Source organism: Ureibacillus endophyticus (assembly GCF_024159215.1).
Lineage (GTDB): Bacteria > Bacillota > Bacilli > Bacillales_A > Planococcaceae > Ureibacillus > Ureibacillus endophyticus.
Map to the genome: position 1 here is coordinate 575,936 of NZ_JAMYWW010000001.1, position 16,227 is coordinate 592,162.

14 protein-coding genes are annotated in these 16,227 nt (G+C 34.3%); 11 read left to right on the plus strand and 3 right to left on the minus strand.

The annotated features are described in order from the left end of the window. The first annotated feature begins 3 nt into the window (after nucleotides 1-3). The 7 genes from NKR20_RS02935 to NKR20_RS02965 all read left to right on the plus strand — a co-directional run bounded on the left by NKR20_RS02935 (nucleotide 4) and on the right by NKR20_RS02965 (nucleotide 8,609). Entirely contained in the window at nucleotides 4-1,719 is a 1,716-nt protein-coding gene (locus tag NKR20_RS02935) for a DUF927 domain-containing protein (RefSeq protein WP_253423402.1), read from the plus strand. A 99-nt stretch (nucleotides 1,720-1,818) separates the two neighbouring features. After that, complete coding sequence (locus NKR20_RS02940; protein ID WP_253423406.1) at nucleotides 1,819-2,766, plus strand: tyrosine-type recombinase/integrase; 948 nt, start codon at nucleotides 1,819-1,821, stop codon at nucleotides 2,764-2,766. After that, the gene (locus tag NKR20_RS02945) at nucleotides 2,763-3,086 is read left to right on the plus strand and encodes a hypothetical protein (protein WP_253423409.1); all 324 of its coding nucleotides are present in this window, start codon (nucleotides 2,763-2,765) and stop codon (nucleotides 3,084-3,086) included. Before NKR20_RS02940 ends, NKR20_RS02945 begins: the two co-directional genes overlap by 4 nt. Then, nucleotides 3,083-3,469: a hypothetical protein gene (locus NKR20_RS02950; protein ID WP_253423412.1), complete on the plus strand. Its 387-nt coding sequence runs from the start codon at nucleotides 3,083-3,085 to the stop codon at nucleotides 3,467-3,469. The genes NKR20_RS02945 and NKR20_RS02950 overlap by 4 nt, the downstream gene beginning before the upstream one ends. Nucleotides 3,470-4,255: 786 nt before the next feature. Beyond that, a complete protein-coding gene (locus tag NKR20_RS02955) occupies nucleotides 4,256-6,391 on the plus strand; it encodes a hypothetical protein (protein ID WP_253423415.1) in 2,136 nt (711 codons plus the stop codon). Nucleotides 6,392-7,497: 1,106 nt separating this feature from the next. Further along, nucleotides 7,498-7,701, plus strand: a complete 204-nt coding sequence (locus tag NKR20_RS02960; protein WP_253423417.1) for a hypothetical protein — start codon at nucleotides 7,498-7,500, stop codon at nucleotides 7,699-7,701. Nucleotides 7,702-7,754: 53 nt separating this feature from the next. Continuing rightward, a complete protein-coding gene (locus NKR20_RS02965) occupies nucleotides 7,755-8,609 on the plus strand; it encodes a hypothetical protein (protein WP_253423420.1) in 855 nt (284 codons plus the stop codon). Nucleotides 8,610-8,982: 373 nt separating this feature from the next. Here NKR20_RS02965 and NKR20_RS02970 read toward each other — a convergent pair whose 3' ends face one another. Continuing rightward, nucleotides 8,983-9,864 (minus strand): Mu transposase domain-containing protein, encoded by an 882-nt coding sequence (locus tag NKR20_RS02970; protein WP_253423423.1) that lies wholly within the window; start codon nucleotides 9,862-9,864, stop codon nucleotides 8,983-8,985. Between the two features lie 153 nt (nucleotides 9,865-10,017). Here NKR20_RS02970 and istA point away from each other — a divergent pair, with 153 nt between their 5' ends. From istA to NKR20_RS02990, 4 genes are all read left to right on the plus strand, one after another. After that, complete coding sequence (gene istA / locus NKR20_RS02975; RefSeq protein WP_097075058.1) at nucleotides 10,018-11,517, plus strand: IS21 family transposase; 1,500 nt, start codon at nucleotides 10,018-10,020, stop codon at nucleotides 11,515-11,517. Further along, nucleotides 11,514-12,230, plus strand: coding sequence for an IS21-like element helper ATPase IstB (gene istB, locus NKR20_RS02980; RefSeq protein ID WP_121216053.1), 717 nt, complete (start codon nucleotides 11,514-11,516; stop codon nucleotides 12,228-12,230). The genes istA and istB overlap by 4 nt, the downstream gene beginning before the upstream one ends. Before the next feature lie 1,056 nt (nucleotides 12,231-13,286). Further along, a complete protein-coding gene (locus NKR20_RS02985) occupies nucleotides 13,287-14,417 on the plus strand; it encodes an S-layer homology domain-containing protein (RefSeq protein ID WP_253423426.1) in 1,131 nt (376 codons plus the stop codon). A 157-nt stretch (nucleotides 14,418-14,574) separates the two neighbouring features. After that, nucleotides 14,575-15,285, plus strand: a complete 711-nt coding sequence (locus NKR20_RS02990; protein WP_253423429.1) for a hypothetical protein — start codon at nucleotides 14,575-14,577, stop codon at nucleotides 15,283-15,285. Nucleotides 15,286-15,330: 45 nt separating this feature from the next. Here NKR20_RS02990 and NKR20_RS02995 read toward each other — a convergent pair whose 3' ends face one another. Beyond that, nucleotides 15,331-15,753: a hypothetical protein gene (locus NKR20_RS02995; protein WP_253423432.1), complete on the minus strand. Its 423-nt coding sequence runs from the start codon at nucleotides 15,751-15,753 to the stop codon at nucleotides 15,331-15,333. 105 nt (nucleotides 15,754-15,858) lie between these two features. Beyond that, nucleotides 15,859-16,110 (minus strand): hypothetical protein, encoded by a 252-nt coding sequence (locus tag NKR20_RS03000; protein ID WP_253423436.1) that lies wholly within the window; start codon nucleotides 16,108-16,110, stop codon nucleotides 15,859-15,861. Nucleotides 16,111-16,227: the final 117 nt, after the last annotated feature.

A 16,227-nucleotide genomic window follows, 5' to 3' on the forward strand; every position in this document is an offset into this window, starting at 1 on the left:
TTTATGTCTAAACAATTATTAATTATAACGGAGCAAGAATTAAAAAATGGTGCTGAATTTAATGTACAAGAATTCAGTTTGAATGACCAAGACCTTGTGTACTTTAAAAAAGGTAGAAAAGGATTAGGGGAGCATGAGGAAATACTCCTCTCTCCTCCAATCTTCATTGAATCACAGGAAAAAGATTATCTCACAGGAGAAGTGAATATCCATCTTATCTATAAAGTCGGAGGTGAGTATGTAAAAGTAGTGATTCCAGGTGGGCAATTTGCAAATGGAAAACTAATTCAAACACTCGCAACAAAGGGATTTTATGTCTTGGATGCAAACAGTGGGATGTTCTCAAAATACTTAAAGCTTTGTTCAAATGAGATTCCATATATTGATACGTATAGTCAAATCGGCTTTTTATTAAAAGATGCTTCAACAAATGAGAAAGATCTGACCTACGGACTATCAAAATCATTTGGAAAAAGGGCGAATCTCACTTGGAATCAAAAACAATCTCCAAGTGATGTCTCTACAAATGGTTCTCTTTCTGAATGGCTAAACATGGTGAAATTAAATGTTGTCACACATATACCCATGTTATTCATCCTCGCAACATCCTTTGCGTCCATCCTTGTCTGGTATCTTCGATGGAAAAAAATCATCGATGAAAATCCAATCATTCACATGGTTGGACCGACGACGACAGGGAAATCCACAGCTGGAAAACTAGCAGTCTCTGTCTTTGGAAGTCCGATGATTGGACAAAAGAGTTTATACAAAACTTTTAATGCAACAGAAAATGCCTTCCTGCGACAAGTCGGTGGACATCATGGTGTGTTAGCCTACTTTGATGAATTTTCGATGAGTAGCATTGAAGATACAACGAAAGTTATCTATACACTTGCACTAGGAACGGAAAAGGAACGAATGACTGAAACATTGGAGATGGCAGCATCTAACACTTGGGAAACACTCATTCTCACAAATGGAGAAGTGTCGATGCTAGATGCTTCAAATGGCAATGGAGGCTTGTACTTGCGTGTCCTAGAATTTCAAGACGAGCAATGGACAATCGATGCGGAACATAGTGAACGGATTGTCGAGACAGTCATGAATCACTACGGACTCCCTGCACATGCATTTGTTGAATATTTAGCAAAGGAATGGAGCATCATCGAGACTTCATATAAAAAAGCGTTAGAAGAAGTTAAGGCATTTCTACCTCCAGGCGACTTAAAAGATCGTATAGCAAAAAAATACGCCATCATCCTCGCTGCATTGTCGTTAATGGTAGAAGTTTTTGATATCGACTATGACCGACAAGCAATGCAAGACTTTATATTGAAACATGAAAAACGAATGATGAAAAATCGTTCGCTTGCTACTTTCGTATATCAAGAAGTCATTCAAGATGTCATTAAGAATATTAGATTCTATACAACATCTAAACAGAATATCTCTTCTCAATTTTATGGAGATGTTTCCTTACAGGCGAATAAAAAACAATTCAGAATCAGTGTTGCTGAGGACCATTTTCTAGACTTATTAGATTTATTGAAAATACCCGATCACACGAAGTTATTTAAAGAAATGAAGAAATTCAGTTGGTTCGATCATGAGCAAGGAAGAAACTATCATCGACATGTCATTCAGGGGAGACGACGTAAAGTCTACGATTTCTATGTACCTAAAGAAGCATTAAAGACAATCAAGTCGTACTTAGTGTAATGATATGAAACGAAGCGATTTGTAAATAGATATTATATTTATGAATGAAAGCAGGGACTAGTTATCACCCTGCTTTTAAATAATAAGGAGTGAATCATTATGGTTAACCAATTTAGCAAACCCAACTTTGTCCGTGAAACCTTACTAGTAGAAGCTCCGACCTACAACCAAGGAATAGTCGAGTTCTTAAAATCCCTCAAGTATAAACAAATGAGTCCTCAAACCATTCAAGGATACGCTGGAGATTTGAAGCAGTTCCAAAAGCATCTTACAGGAAACAGCAACGCACCAGCCTTTGTCTCATCCATCACAGAAGAAAAAGTGGAGAGCTTCAAACAATCTCAAATCAAAAAAGGACTAAGCGCAGCCAGTGTAAACCGACGCATCAATGCTGTCTCAAGTTTTTGTCAGTTTGCGGTCAAGAAACACTGGTTACCCTACAATCCTGCAAGGGATGTTGATCGTGTGAAAGGTCAAAAGCCTAAACGAACATTCTTGTCGAAACGGGAGATGCAGCAACTCATTGCAAATGTGAAACATCCTATCATCAAATATGTTGTGATATTGATGAGTAATACTGGATTGCGTGTAAGTGAAGCTGCGAATCTACGAATCCAAGATGTTGATTTTGAGCAAAACATGGTTCATGTCATCCAAGGTAAAGGAGGAAAGAATCGAGATGTTCCAATGAGTCCTGCACTCAAGAAAGAATTGCAATATTACCTATACAATGTACGTCCTGAAACAACCTCAATCAATTTCTTTGCGACGAAAAAAACAGGTGGAATTAGCCAGCAATACATTAATCGAGTCATCAAAGAAACGTGCCAAACTCTAGGCTTTTCAAAAGAAGTGACAAGTCATGCACTACGACATTCCTTTGCTTCAAACCTTGTAAAAACGGATACACATGTTGCAGTAATCTCAAATTTATTAGGTCATGCAGATGTGCGGACAACCTCTGTCTATATGCATGCAGATATGACAGATTTACAGAAAGCGGTCAATACGATTGAATTTCTAGAATCGGATGGTGATAAAGCATGATGAAACCAGATGAACGCACACAAGAAATATTAGACTTGTTGGCAGAAGGTTGGACTAGAGAAGAAATTGCTGATCGAGATGGAGTGGGATGGCAAAGTATCGCTCAACACATGCGACGACGTGGCTACTGTTGGTCTAAAGAACAGCAAACCTACATCCCAAAGACTGACGAACCTGAACCACCATCGGCAGCAGCCATGCAACCATCCACACAAAAGCAGCACAAATCATCCGAATGCTCGATGTCAAACATCCCAACATCAGACAAACAGCAACTAAACAAGGGTTTCAGTCCATTGAAGAAATGGGCGAATACATGAAATCACAGGGATACATTTGGAATGATGAAATAGAAAACTACCAAGAAGATCTCACAATTGAGTCAAAGTCACAAGTAGAAGAAATCTCTAAATCGATATTTTCAAAAGAAATGAGTCCTGAAGAACTTTTACGCTACTTGGTACAACATCAATCGGAGCTTCTCTCACTTCTACAATCAGAGTCTTCTAATCGAATTAAAGTGTACAAATTCAAAGGTGCTAAAACGAATAAAACATTGTCAGTTGCTTCTAGTGTTGCTACTCTGCTGGAGGACTACCAGAAGGAATACAATCTAACACAACGTGCCATTGTAGAGACCGCCTTAGCGGAGTTTTTTCTGAAGTATGGTTATCACGATCAATTAAAACTAGCAACAACTTAATAGATAAAATAGAAAGAGTATGGCGAGAGTCATACTTTTTTTCTATGTTCCCTCAAAATCCCCACTAAGGAACCCGCAGCAAACCTTTGTGCCAGTTGGAGTTCCCGCAAAACCCGCACATTTCCGAAAGAGGCAGACTTGAGAGAAACAAGGTGAAAATTTTTAGTTGTTTCAGTAACTTGCACTTTGTATCTGTATAGGCTATTAATGAAACATCTACCTTTTATTAATTTATTTCTTTTTTAGTAATTTGTTTATTTACGGATCTTCGATCCTTTATTTCTTCTTTTTAATATAAGATTTTGTTTCATTATTGTCAGTTATAGATACTATTATTATTATTATTATTATTATTTTCACTCTTATTCAATTTTATTATTTTATAGTTTTTATTTATTTAATCTGTTTTAAAGTAATTTTTATATATTTTATATAGAGTTTCTACCTATTATATAGCAATGTTTTGAACCTGTTTTTTTCTTATGTGGAGTCTGTCCAAAATTGATGGGTTTTTTGGGGTTTCGATGGGAGTCATGGAAAAGTTGCGGGTTTGGTTCGATTGAATTTGCGGGGATAGCTCTAATATTGGTCTACAGAATTTATAAAGTATTTTAGTATATCTACAACAACTCGCCTATTTTTTCTATCTATTTTTTGTATACCTTGTTTTTGAGGCTTATGGAATTCGATGTGTCCCATGGATTGAGAGAAATGAATTTCAGTATAAAATTTGGTTAATTTTGTGCGATTAACAGTACTCAAGCTGAGGTAACATTCAATAAAGAAGTGAAGGAAGTAAAACCTGCTAACTTCAAAGTAACTGATAAAGACGGCAACCTTGTATTCGTTAGCAAAGTAGAGCTAAACGAAGAGAAAACTGTTGCTACTTTGTCTTTCTTTGATAAGTTTGCAGATAAAGGTGTTTACACAGTTGAAACTTCTGGTGTAGCTGATGTAGATGGTAATACAATTGCAACTGCTTCTAAAGCATTTGAATACACGGCTGCGGCAGTTTCTAAAGTAGAATTTATTCAAACAACTGTACCTTATACAACAGATCTAAAAACTGTTGTTAAAGTGACGGATGCGTTAGGGCGTGATGTTTCAGGTGAATCAGAAGTAGAATTTGAAACATCTAATACCAATATCATCAATTTATCTGGTGTAGCACAGTCAACTGATGGATCTGCAATTGTTGTAGCAAAAGTTAAAGTTGGTGATACTTATGTAAAATCAGCACCAACGACAATTACTGTAAAAGATGTAACAGCTTCAACATTTGCTGGTTTCTATGCTTATCCTGGTACTGGTGCAGCAGCTGCTGATACAGATGAATTCGCTAAATTAGATGCTGATAAGAAGTTGGACTATGTATATGTAGACGGAACAGCAATGAAATTAGGTCTTTACTATAAAGATCAATATGGTGAATCAATGGCTGTTGCTGATAATACTGACGTAACAATCACGAACTTAACTCCAAACGTTGTTATCGTTGAGAAAAATGGTGGAGATACAACTTTAGACATTAAACCAATCTCAGCTGGAGAAGGTTTTGTTAAAGTTAAAGTTGGTGATGTTGAACAAACAATCAAAATCACAGTAAGAGCAGCAGCAAAAGTTGCATCTTTTGAAGCTGAAAAAACTGAGGTTGCTGTAGGTACAGGCACTAGCGTTAACAGCCAAACAGTAAAAGTTGCTTACAAAGACCAATTTGGTGCTGATGTAACTCCAGCTGCATCAACTCTTAAAGCAAAAGTTGCAGATGAAACAATTGCACTAGCAACACCTGCTAGTGACGGAAAAACTGTAACTATAACAGCATTAAAAGAAGGTTCAACTTCTGTAGAGTTAAGCTATAAGGTCGACGCTGATACTACATTGAAACAAACAATCAATGTAACAGTTACAAAAGCAGGTGACCTGGCTGCTTACACTGTTGAAAATGCAGCTACTAAATTAGATGTAAATGCAAGTAACACAGCAAACCCTAAAACTCCACAAGACTCTTTAGTGAAGGTATTCTCAAAAGATGCTAATGGAAATAAAATTGAAGAACTAGCTGTTACAACAGACTACACTTTAGTATCAGTTGATAAAGATGGTAATGCTGATTCAAGTATTGTAGCTATTGATGGAACAACTAAAAATAAAGTAAACGCTGTAAAAGCTGGTACTGGTTATGTACAAGTTAAGGTTGGATCTTTAGTAGTAGATACTTTGACATTTGAAGTAGTTAATACAACTGAAGTTGCTAAAACTGCGACATTTGACAGTGTAGCAATCGTTCTTGGGGAAATCGAAAATGATGCTACAGTTGAACTTAAAGCTAAACTTCAAGATATTGTTAAAGTTAAAAACCAAGATGGTAAAGACTTAACTGGATTTGATAAAACTAAATTAGCTTTCGAATACACTATTACAAATGCAGATGGCACAACATTTAATCAAACAACTCAAGATGCATCATTAACTGGTTTAACAAAAGCAAATGCTTCTGCTGATATTGTTATTACAAAAGTAACTTACGATGGATCAGACAATTTAATTACTTCTCCTGTAGTAGTTAAACTATCTGCGAAAGATACTACAGCTCCAGTATTAGCAACAGTTGGTGGAGTTTCATTAGATGTTACTAATAAAGTAGTTACATTAACATTCACTGAAGCAATTACTAACAACCTTGTAGATCCTACAGCTCTAAAAGCTGCGGTTACTGTTGCTACAGATGGTGAAACTTATGAAGCACTTGCTGCTGAAGATGAAGTAGAAATTTCAGGGAAAACTTTGAAAATTACTTTTGATTCTGCATTAACTGGTGCTACAAATACAATTAAGGTTAATGCAAACGCATTAAAAGATGCAGTAGGTAATAAAACTCTAGAAATTATTACTGATGCAATTGATGCTTCTGCTAACTAATATAACGAAACGTTACTTCATAAGCTATTAAACTAGTGAAAGAAGTGGAACTAACACCTCATGATGATGACAACTTAGACAAGTGTTACTTTTCATGAGGTGTTTTTCTAACTATTACTTCCATTTAATAGGTGTAATTCCTATTCATGGTAACAGCCTTTTATCATGTGCCTAATCCTCCTGCATCCAGTGAGGCGCTAACAAGCCGAAAGGGTGAAGTCAGGTGAAGTCGTACTCGAAGATCGAGGCGGGGCTCCTTAAAAGGTGATTATGGTCAGGCAGACGAATCCATGTAGGCAGGGTGAGTTAGTGAATGCTAAGACATAAGCTAGCAGGTTAGCATTCATCCTTATATTTGAGATAATATAATTGGCGATTGGAACAATTCAGGCTGTTAAACCAGTCGTTCTCATTCCTGGATAGTGGAGACCTAAGGTCATCAAAACAAGGGATAGAAGTAATGGAACGTTTGAAGTCTTGCTAGAAGAGGTGTGTTAGCACCAGTGAAGCTAGTAAGATGGCAGCGGGTTCATAGTAGTGTTGATCGCTAGCCGTTTGGACTTGCATGGTAACATGTGAGAAGGGTAAAACTAGCAGGAACGAAGGAACCCAGTCAGTAGTAGATATTCTTTATAAAAGCTTATTTCCCTAATATTAAGCTGAAGTGATATAGAGCCAATCATGTTTTCATGATTGGCTCTAAATTTTAATTATTATATGGGTATAATTTACTGTTTGTAAATTTAGGGATGTCATAAATGAAAATCATTAAAGGACTTAATTCCCAAAAAAATGAGTAATAGAATATACTGACGGATCGCCGTGTGCGGTGAAAGCCGCCTGCATGGTGAAGGCTCGAAACGAAAGCTATCATTTTGATGGTATAAGACGAGAATAGTGGATTATTAGCACCTACTAATGTACAGGGGACATCGCAAGATACAGTTCAATATAATTGGGGTGGCGTACAAAATACAATTTCATGGACTGACAGTCAATCAAGTGGGACGATTACGTATACAATTAAACGTAATACTGTAGATTCTCTTACTGGAGCAACTATTTTACAATCAAATATTCCTTCGGGGACAGAGCAATATGTTTTTATGGATACAACTGCTTCAAATAGTACAACAATAACATATTATTATTTTTTAGAAGCAACAAATGGTACGGAAACTGTTGTTACAGCTAGTTATCAATTAACAACGGTTCAGGATGTAAAAGTAGTTTCAAATCTAAACTATCAAAATCAGAAATTCGCAAATGTTGTATTTAACCCAGCAACAGGTTCTTTTGAGCGTATCTAAAAATTCTAAAGTAGCCTACTTAAATAGTAGGCTACTTTTTTGAGGTGAAGGCATTGGAAATCGTGAAGCTTAGTGTAGAAAATTATTTACTATTTAGTCCTTATTTGAATCCTAATCATTTTCAAAGATTCGAAGATTGTGATGAATTATTTTGGGGATTCGGTTTAGTAGAGGGACATGCACCATATGGGGTTCTATTAGCTGAGTTATACAGTGTAAATAATGCTAGCATTACGCATTTTGAAGTAGTTCAAGATGAGCAGCATATCATTTATTTAGAGCGGTTATTTGATTACGCAGAAAGTCAACTTCAACAAAATAGCGTTGTCTTAACGAACATGAGATTGAACGTTCCATTTGAAATTGTATCCGTAGAGGGACTATTTAGGAAAAAAGGTTGGAGCAAAGAAAGTGAAGCGGTCAATCAATATATAATTGATTTTAAAAAGATGCAATGTAATGAGTGGGTTTGGAGTTTGAAAAAGCCTGAAAACATCGCTATTCAAAAATGGGATGTTCAGATTGAACGGGCATTTAAAAGGGCGGTACATATTGAAGAGAAGTTTAATGACTTTGTCTTGCCATTAGTTGATAATTTGGGGGTAATTGACGAGCAGTATAGCTTTGTTTTAACTGTGGATGGGGAGATTATGGGATGGTGTCTTTGTGAAAGAGTCGCAAAGAACATGTTGCTTTCACCAATGAGTTATGTGGAACGAACACCTGCTACAAGACTTGGGGCAATGCTTTTATATGCAGAGCTTGTAAAAAAGGCATTAGAAACAGACATGTATGTGACATTTTTTGCAAATGTAGATAATTTTAATATGCAAAATATCATAAATAGAAGATTTAGGGAATGCATTATTCAGAAGAAAACAATTATACATTTCTCTAAGAGCAAGTAGTTGCCTTCAAAAAAATCTACGTTTGAATTTCTAGCACAGAACAGATTAAAATATAAAAAATAATCGGATAGAATGAGAGTATAGCAACATTTTTATCTACTTTTATCTCGAAATAACAACATACTAGAGGGCCTTTTAGGTCAAAGAAACTGTTAAAAATCATCGTGGACAAAGTTTTTGCTAACTAGAACACTTGTCTAATTAAAAGTAGAACAAATTTAGGTGAGAATAGTTGAAAAATGACTATTCTCATCTTTTTTTGTTAATAGATAACTGAATATTCAATTATTTATAAAGGTTAAAAAAGGGGATTGTGAGTAAAAATGTTGCTTTTTTTATGAGAATTAATTTGTCAAGGAGCAGGTAAAGGAAGTTAGTGCATTGATATAAATTCAAGTACAGATTCAATGGTCAATGTTTTCTTAAATGTAGAATGCCATCTTAGCATTCGTTTGACCGTATTCTTTTTTAGGTTCTGTATTAGTTCTAAAAATGCGAAAAATTCATCAGCTTGTTTTTTAAATGTCTTTTCGTAGAGAAACTTTAACCATTTGGGCATTTGCCGTTTTTCTCGTGATTGGTCAAATCCATCAGCTTTATGTTGCAACTTATTCAACATATTCCATACTCGATATTTTTTATGGTTCTTCCCATAGCATCGTGAATATTTAGCCAACACCTGTTTCCCATCTAACGTAACAAGTCTGACTGTACGGTCTGTGTATCGGACGATAATTTTCTCACCTTTGTATTTCTCTGGAGCGGAGTAATAGTTACCATCGAATGCAACCAGTGTATTGTTCCTGACACATTTTATTTCGTCTTGGAAATAAGCCATATGTTTCTTTGGAACAGGCGAATTATACCGATTTTCGTGTTTAAGTAAATTGATAATCGTGTCGTTTTTTTCGTGATGTTTCTTTCCATTTAAGTGATTGAAGATCTTATGTATTTCTTCCTGTAGTTCATTGAGAGAAGAAAAATCTGCTTGATAAGCAAATAAGTGTGTTTTTAAAGTTTTGACTGCATTTTCTACAGTTCCCTTTTGATTTGGTCGGTAAGGAGTGCATAGTCGAACTTCAATATGGTAATGCTGCTCAAGTTGTTGAAACAATGATGTCAATTGTGATTGTTGATCTTGGTATTTTTTATGACGAGCTGCGATTTTCATATTATCAATTAAAAGAATAGGATAAACTCCACCGATATGTTTGGTAAATTCAATAAATGCTTTTATAAAGGAACGGCCATCCATTTTTTCTGTGACATACACATAGCTGGTTATGGCAAACTAAAAATGTACCATTCGGACATTAATTTATGCATGAAAAAACCACTTGTCAACATTATCCAATAAAGTTACACTCCTCGTTGGACCAACAACGTTTAACAGGAGGTAATATAGGAGATGTTGCAAGTGGTAGAAATTAATTATATCAGACATGAAGTTAATCATAAAGGGCGTTCCTACAAGGAAGTTGCAGAAAGCGTAAATCATGATCAACGTACAGTTAAAAAGTACGCTGATTTAGAAGAGTTTCCACAAAAGTTAAAGCAAAAACGCAAATCGCCCGTATTAGATGCCGTAAAACCGATCTTAAATAGTTGGCTTGAAGAAGATTTAAAAATGAAAAAGAAGTTCCAGCGTACTGCAAAACGCATGTATACGCAGTTAGTTGAGGAACATGGATTTAAAGGTTCAGCAAGAACTGTAAGACGTTATGTTAGCTCGCGAAAAGAAGAGTTAAAGAAAGAAGCAGAAAGTGCTGTACTTCCATTAGAGGCGCATAAAGGTACTGCACAAGTTGATTTTGGGAAAGCCCCTTTTAAATATGCAGGGGAAATAATAGATTTACCATTTTTAGTAATGTCTTTTCCTTATTCAAATACATTCTACTTTCAGGTATTTCCATCCGAAAATACAGAATGTCTATTAGAAGGTCTGCAACGTATATTTAAACGGTTAGGTAGCGTACCTAAAACAATTCGTTTTGACAATCTTTCACCTGCGGTTAAAAAGATTCACGCAAAGGGAGAGCGTGAGTTAACGGACATGTTCGAACGTTTTGTTTTACATTATGGATTCGAATATGAATTCTGTAATCCTGGCAAGGGAAATGAAAAAGGACACGTTGAAAACATGGTGAAGTATTCACGAAACAACTATTTATTACCTGCGCTATCGCTTACAGATTTAAATGAATTGAATGAGCAATTATGGGAAAAGGCTGAGAAAGACTGGGAACGGATTCACTATGAAAAGAAGCGAAAGCAGTCTGAACTTCATTTAGAGTCCGTCGCAAAACATTTAGTTTTACCAGAAAAGGAGTTTAATTGCGCTCGTATCATGACTGCGAAAGCAGACAAATCTGGATTTGTGCACATCGATTCAAAACTTTATTCTACTTCACCGCGTTTTGCGCAAAAGAAAGTGTTCGTAGAAGTTCTGTATGATGAAATTCGGATTTTAAACGAAAACTATGAATGCATTGTAAAGCATCCGAGATTGTATGGCAATCAGGCCAAATCTATGGTTTGGCAACCTTATTTAAAATTATTGGCACAACGGCCAAAAGCAATTAAATATTCGGGTGTATATGATCATTTACCATCAGAATGGCAAGCCTATTTAAAAGCCTCTACGGAAGATGAGCAAAAGGCAGCACTATCACTTTTAGCAGAATTAATGACCGTAGCTACATTTGGTCAACTAAACGAAGCGTTGATGACCGCATCTAGTAATGGGCATCCTTCGGCTGAACAAATTAGGCAGGCTTTTAATGCACAAAAATTCAATCAGCAGCTCTATCAGGACATTCAAACCTCTGAGGAAATCCCTAAACTGCCAGAAGTGACTAGAGGTTCAAGTCACTATGATGATCTTTTTAAAATGGAGGAGAAATCATGACGCAGCTACTAGAGGATTGTGCAAAACGTTTGAAATTAAGTCAGTTACGTTCACATATTGCGGAATTAACCGCTGATCAAATTCAGTTTCTAGAGCAGCTCTTTACACGAGAAATTGAGCATCGTGAAGCAACAAAACTGAATTTATTATTAAAGCAGGCGCAGTTGCCTCAAAGTGGTCATGAGCCGTTTAATTGGCAGCATGTGCAACTAGCCAAAACATTATCGAAAGAGGATTTATGGGATGGACAGTTTATCTCTGAAAAGGAGAATCTTATTCTTTACGGTGGTGTAGGCACTGGAAAAACTTACTTAAGTCGTTGCATTGCATTAAATGCCATTACTAAGTTTGGTCATAAAGTACGCTTTTACACAATTGCAGGACTCGTTAATCAACTGATTGATGCGAATCAAAAAGGGCAGCTGAATAAATTAATGAACCAAATTGATAAATTAGACCTCCTTATTCTTGATGAGCTAGGCTATATTCCGTTAGGAAAAGAAGGGGCAGAGCTTCTCTTTCAAGTGATTTCGATGTGTTATGAAAAGCGTAGCGTCATTATTACGACGAACCTTCAATTTGGACAATGGAATCATGTATTTGGGAATCAAATTTTAACAGAGGCGGTAATCGATCGCTTAATCCATCATTCACATTTAATCATCTTTACTGGAGAAAGCTATCGATACCGTAATTCTAGTATTCGAAAATAAGTAAAAATAGTGTTGGCAAGTGGTCGCAAAATTAATGACCATTTATTACATTTTTTGATTGCCAAATGCAATTGCCTTTGGTGGAGAGAAAATAGCTAGCATTTGTAAGGAATAATGTTTAAGAGTCTTTATAACTTTCGCTTTCAGTACTAAATGAAAAAATAATTATAAATTATTTTTATTAATATTAACTCAACTCCTAATTCCATTTGTGGAGTTAGGGCTATTTTCATTTCAAGGAGGAAGATTATGGGCAATCTATAAAGTTGAAATACGGGAAATTTTATTTAGAATTTGTGTTGCAAAAACAAGGGAGGATACAATACGTCAGGTGGAGCAGTTATCTTATAGTGAATAGATTTGTTTAGTAGAGGGTGACCTTGTTAAGTGGACTTTAAAGTGCTTGAAGAATAATGTAAGAATAACCTGCAAAACGTGTTGACATTGTTCAAGTGAAATTAGTTAGAGAGGAAACAATGATATACAAAAATCGTTGCATTCGTTCCCCGTATGATGCTTATGATCTGATGAAAGAGTTTCTAGGTGACGTGGATCGTGAACATTTCATCTACATTGTATAGACGCGAAGAATCAATCTACAAGTATTCAAACGGTTCACATTGGTAGCTAGAATTCTAGCATTATACACCCTAGAGAAGTGCTATAACCAGCAATCCTTTTTAACTCTGCAAACAACATTTGTTTTCACAACCATCCCAGCAACTACAGTTGACATAATCCATAAGACTTGTAGTAAAGATAAGATATGTAAAAGATGGAGGTAGTCATTGAAGTAATTTATTATACCTACTAAGTAAAATGAATTATATTTGTATAGAAGTGTTTGGGATAGCTTGATATAGGAAAGGAAATTTCCTTTAAGTAATAGAATCTCTATATAACTTACCTTAAATTTATATAAATATTCGAATTTTTATAAGAAATATATATTTTATGCAAAAAAATTAACAAAAAATATACTAAATACGTTATTATAGTACATGTGGAAAATACTACGTAAAATTAGTATATTCATTAACTATAGGAGGAATACATATGAAAAACCGAAATAAATGGTTTGCAAGTGTTGCAGCAACAACTATTGTAGCATCTGCAGTAGTACCTGCTGCTAGTGCAGCATCTTTTGTAGATATTGAGGGAAATAGCCATAAAGAAGCGATTTTAGCGTTAGCTGAAGCGAAAATTGTAAGTGGTTATCCAGGTGGTTTATTTAAACCAAATGCAGTTGTTACACGTGGTAATGTAACGAAATTTTTAGGAAAATGGCTTATTGCAGAAGGATTTGCTATTCCTGCTGATTATACATCTAAAGCACGATTTGCAGATTTACCAACTTCAGCAAAGGATCAAGAATTATTGCAATTTGCGGCACTTGTAAAAGATGCTGAAGTTTTTAAAGGGTCAAATAATCAACTACAATATAATAATAATATTTCACGCGAACAAATGGCAGTGGTATTAGTTCGTGCAATTAAACAGGTTTATGGCATTGATTTAATTAGCTTATATAAAGAAGTTAATTTCAAAACTTCAGTGACAGATATTTCAAATCTACCAACTGAAAAGAGAGAAGCAATTATTGCATTGGATTTTGCAAAAATCACTACTGTAACTACATTTAATCCAAAAAACTCATTAACACGTGGTCAATTTGCCTCTTTCTTAAACCGGACGATTGTAAATATTACAGGACAACCTAAACCAGAACCTGGAAAAGAATTGGCGATTAAAAAAGTTATAGTAACTGATAATACAACATTAAAAGTAACACTTTCAGACAACACAACACATACAGTTATACTAAGCGATCCATTAGAAAAAAATATTGAAACAAAAGTAGACTTTACTATTAATGAAAAACATTTTAGTACAACTGTTACTTATGTTAAAACTGAAAGTGATGCAGCAGTAAGTGTAAAAGAACTTATTACAGATGGTGTAGTGTCATTAAAATCAAATCCTGTAACGAAACAGTTAAGTATTATTATTGAGAGTTCAAAATTAACAGGAGATTTAGCTGGAAAAGAAGCAACTGATCTTGTTTTAGTTGTAGATAATCAAAACTTTGCCTTTACAGTAAATTTATTTAATACAAGCTATTATGAAGTATTAAATACAAATTTCACAGAAAGTCAGTTAACAAATTCTGTGATTCGAATAAAATAACTCTTTTTTGCCTTCTAATGATGATTTCAAACAATCACCATTAGAAGTTTTTTATTATAGTAAGGAACAAATTAGAGTTTTTGCCGTCTTTAATAATTATTAGTGAAATTATGTATGTTATAATTGTTCTTGTAATAATATAATTGGAGTGTCATAGATGAAGAGAAAATTACTATTTATATCCTTTCTTGCAGTTCTATTAGTTACTGGCTGCTCAAACGATGAGAATCAAACTAAGGAAGAGGAAAATAATGAGCAAGATATTGTACAAAATGAAACGAATAAAGAAAAAAAATCATTAGAAGAAAACAAAAAAATTACAAAGAATTTGCAACAGGAAAAAGGCGTTATTTCTGGACAAGTGATAGAAGAAAACGATAAAGTGAGTGCTCTAATTGAAATAGAGGAAAAAGTTAATGAAAAAGAAGCGAATACATTAGCTGAAAAATATGTTCGTGAATTAAAAAAAGTGTTTAAAAATCAAGACATTATTGTAAAAGTTGAAAAAGAGGGAAAAGTCATAGCGAAAATATCAGATAGTGATAATGAAGCTAAAGATAAAAATATAGAAGAAAAAGAATCAAAATCAAAAACAACACCTTCAAATAATATAACTCTAAAATCATTAAGTGAAAAAGGTGGTTTAACATTAAATTCTAATCCAATTACTCAACAAATTAGTGTAGTTATTGATAGTTCAGCATTAAGCAAAGAATTAGCAAATAAAAAAGCAACAGATATAATTTTAGAGGTAGAAGGTAAAGAATATCCTTTTACTGTTAATCCTTTTAAAGAAACGCTTTTTGAGGTTCAAAATACAGATTTTACAGAGAAACAGCTCCTAGCTGCAATAATAAAAATTAAATAAAATAAGAAAAACAACCTATCCCAACATGCTGGAATAGGTTGTTTTTTAATCAATTCCGATTACTTCAAAATCAATTGAAGATTGTGAAGTTATTACTTTACCTGTTGAAACATCAACTTGACCAATAATAACATTAGTTAATGGTTGTGCATAACTATTGTTGTTATTTAAGGCTTCAGTTGCTAAGTTTAATGATCCAAATGCATTAAGAGCAGAAGTAAACATAGAAAATTGATAGTATTTACCATTAGAAAGTTGAATATATTGAATATTTAAATCTGTTAATACTTTTGCGTTAATTGCAGATGTAAAATAATCAAAATTCAATGCTACATTACTACCATTTACGATGTAGACAGTTTGCGTAGGAGTAAAAGATTGAGCAGAAGCCTCTTGTACTGGTGCAACAGCTACAATAGTAGGTAAAGTCAGTGCAGCACACGCCAATAATTTAGTTGCCTTTTTCATAGGAATAAATACCTCTTTCACCATTTTTAACTAATTATAATGGAAAAAAAATACTCTAGCAATGGGTATTTAAGAAATGGCATAGATAGTACTTCAAATAAACAACTATAAACTGATAACCTCAGCCTCTCTTAGCAGCTCTTCTGTATATTCATTAGTATCAAGTGTTACATCTTTTATGTTAGAATCAAATGGATTAATACTTAATTTGTATTCTTTATTATTAATAATTATACAATAATTTTTATTAGCTTCATCCATTTTATCTTCAAAAATTATTACCCCAAACGCTCGTGAAATGGGATTTATTTTAAATGTTGCTTTTCCTTCATCTACTAATTGTCCGAATTTAACCATATTTCTACTCCTTAATATGTAATTTTCCACTATGTTTTAGTAACTTTACATATTCTATTATATTAAAGAAATATGCTTTACACAAACTAATATTAATATGTTAGATATTATCCTATG

Excerpts from the sequence above, each read along its gene's own strand:
- istA (WP_097075058.1), top strand. The coding sequence starts at position 10,018 with ATGTTGCAAGTGGTAGAAATTAATTATATCAGACATGAAGTTAATCAT.
- NKR20_RS02985 (WP_253423426.1), top strand. The coding sequence starts at position 13,287 with ATGAAAAACCGAAATAAATGGTTTGCAAGTGTTGCAGCAACAACTATT.
- NKR20_RS02960 (WP_253423417.1), top strand. The coding sequence starts at position 7,498 with ATGGATACAACTGCTTCAAATAGTACAACAATAACATATTATTATTTT.
- NKR20_RS02935 (WP_253423402.1), top strand. The coding sequence starts at position 4 with ATGTCTAAACAATTATTAATTATAACGGAGCAAGAATTAAAAAATGGT.
- NKR20_RS02990 (WP_253423429.1), top strand. The coding sequence starts at position 14,575 with ATGAAGAGAAAATTACTATTTATATCCTTTCTTGCAGTTCTATTAGTT.
- istB (WP_121216053.1), top strand. The coding sequence starts at position 11,514 with ATGACGCAGCTACTAGAGGATTGTGCAAAACGTTTGAAATTAAGTCAG.
- NKR20_RS02940 (WP_253423406.1), top strand. The coding sequence starts at position 1,819 with ATGGTTAACCAATTTAGCAAACCCAACTTTGTCCGTGAAACCTTACTA.
- NKR20_RS02970 (WP_253423423.1), bottom strand. The coding sequence starts at position 9,864 with ATGGATGGCCGTTCCTTTATAAAAGCATTTATTGAATTTACCAAACAT.
- NKR20_RS02950 (WP_253423412.1), top strand. The coding sequence starts at position 3,083 with ATGAAATCACAGGGATACATTTGGAATGATGAAATAGAAAACTACCAA.
- NKR20_RS02995 (WP_253423432.1), bottom strand. The coding sequence starts at position 15,753 with ATGAAAAAGGCAACTAAATTATTGGCGTGTGCTGCACTGACTTTACCT.
- NKR20_RS02945 (WP_253423409.1), top strand. The coding sequence starts at position 2,763 with ATGATGAAACCAGATGAACGCACACAAGAAATATTAGACTTGTTGGCA.
- NKR20_RS03000 (WP_253423436.1), bottom strand. The coding sequence starts at position 16,110 with ATGGTTAAATTCGGACAATTAGTAGATGAAGGAAAAGCAACATTTAAA.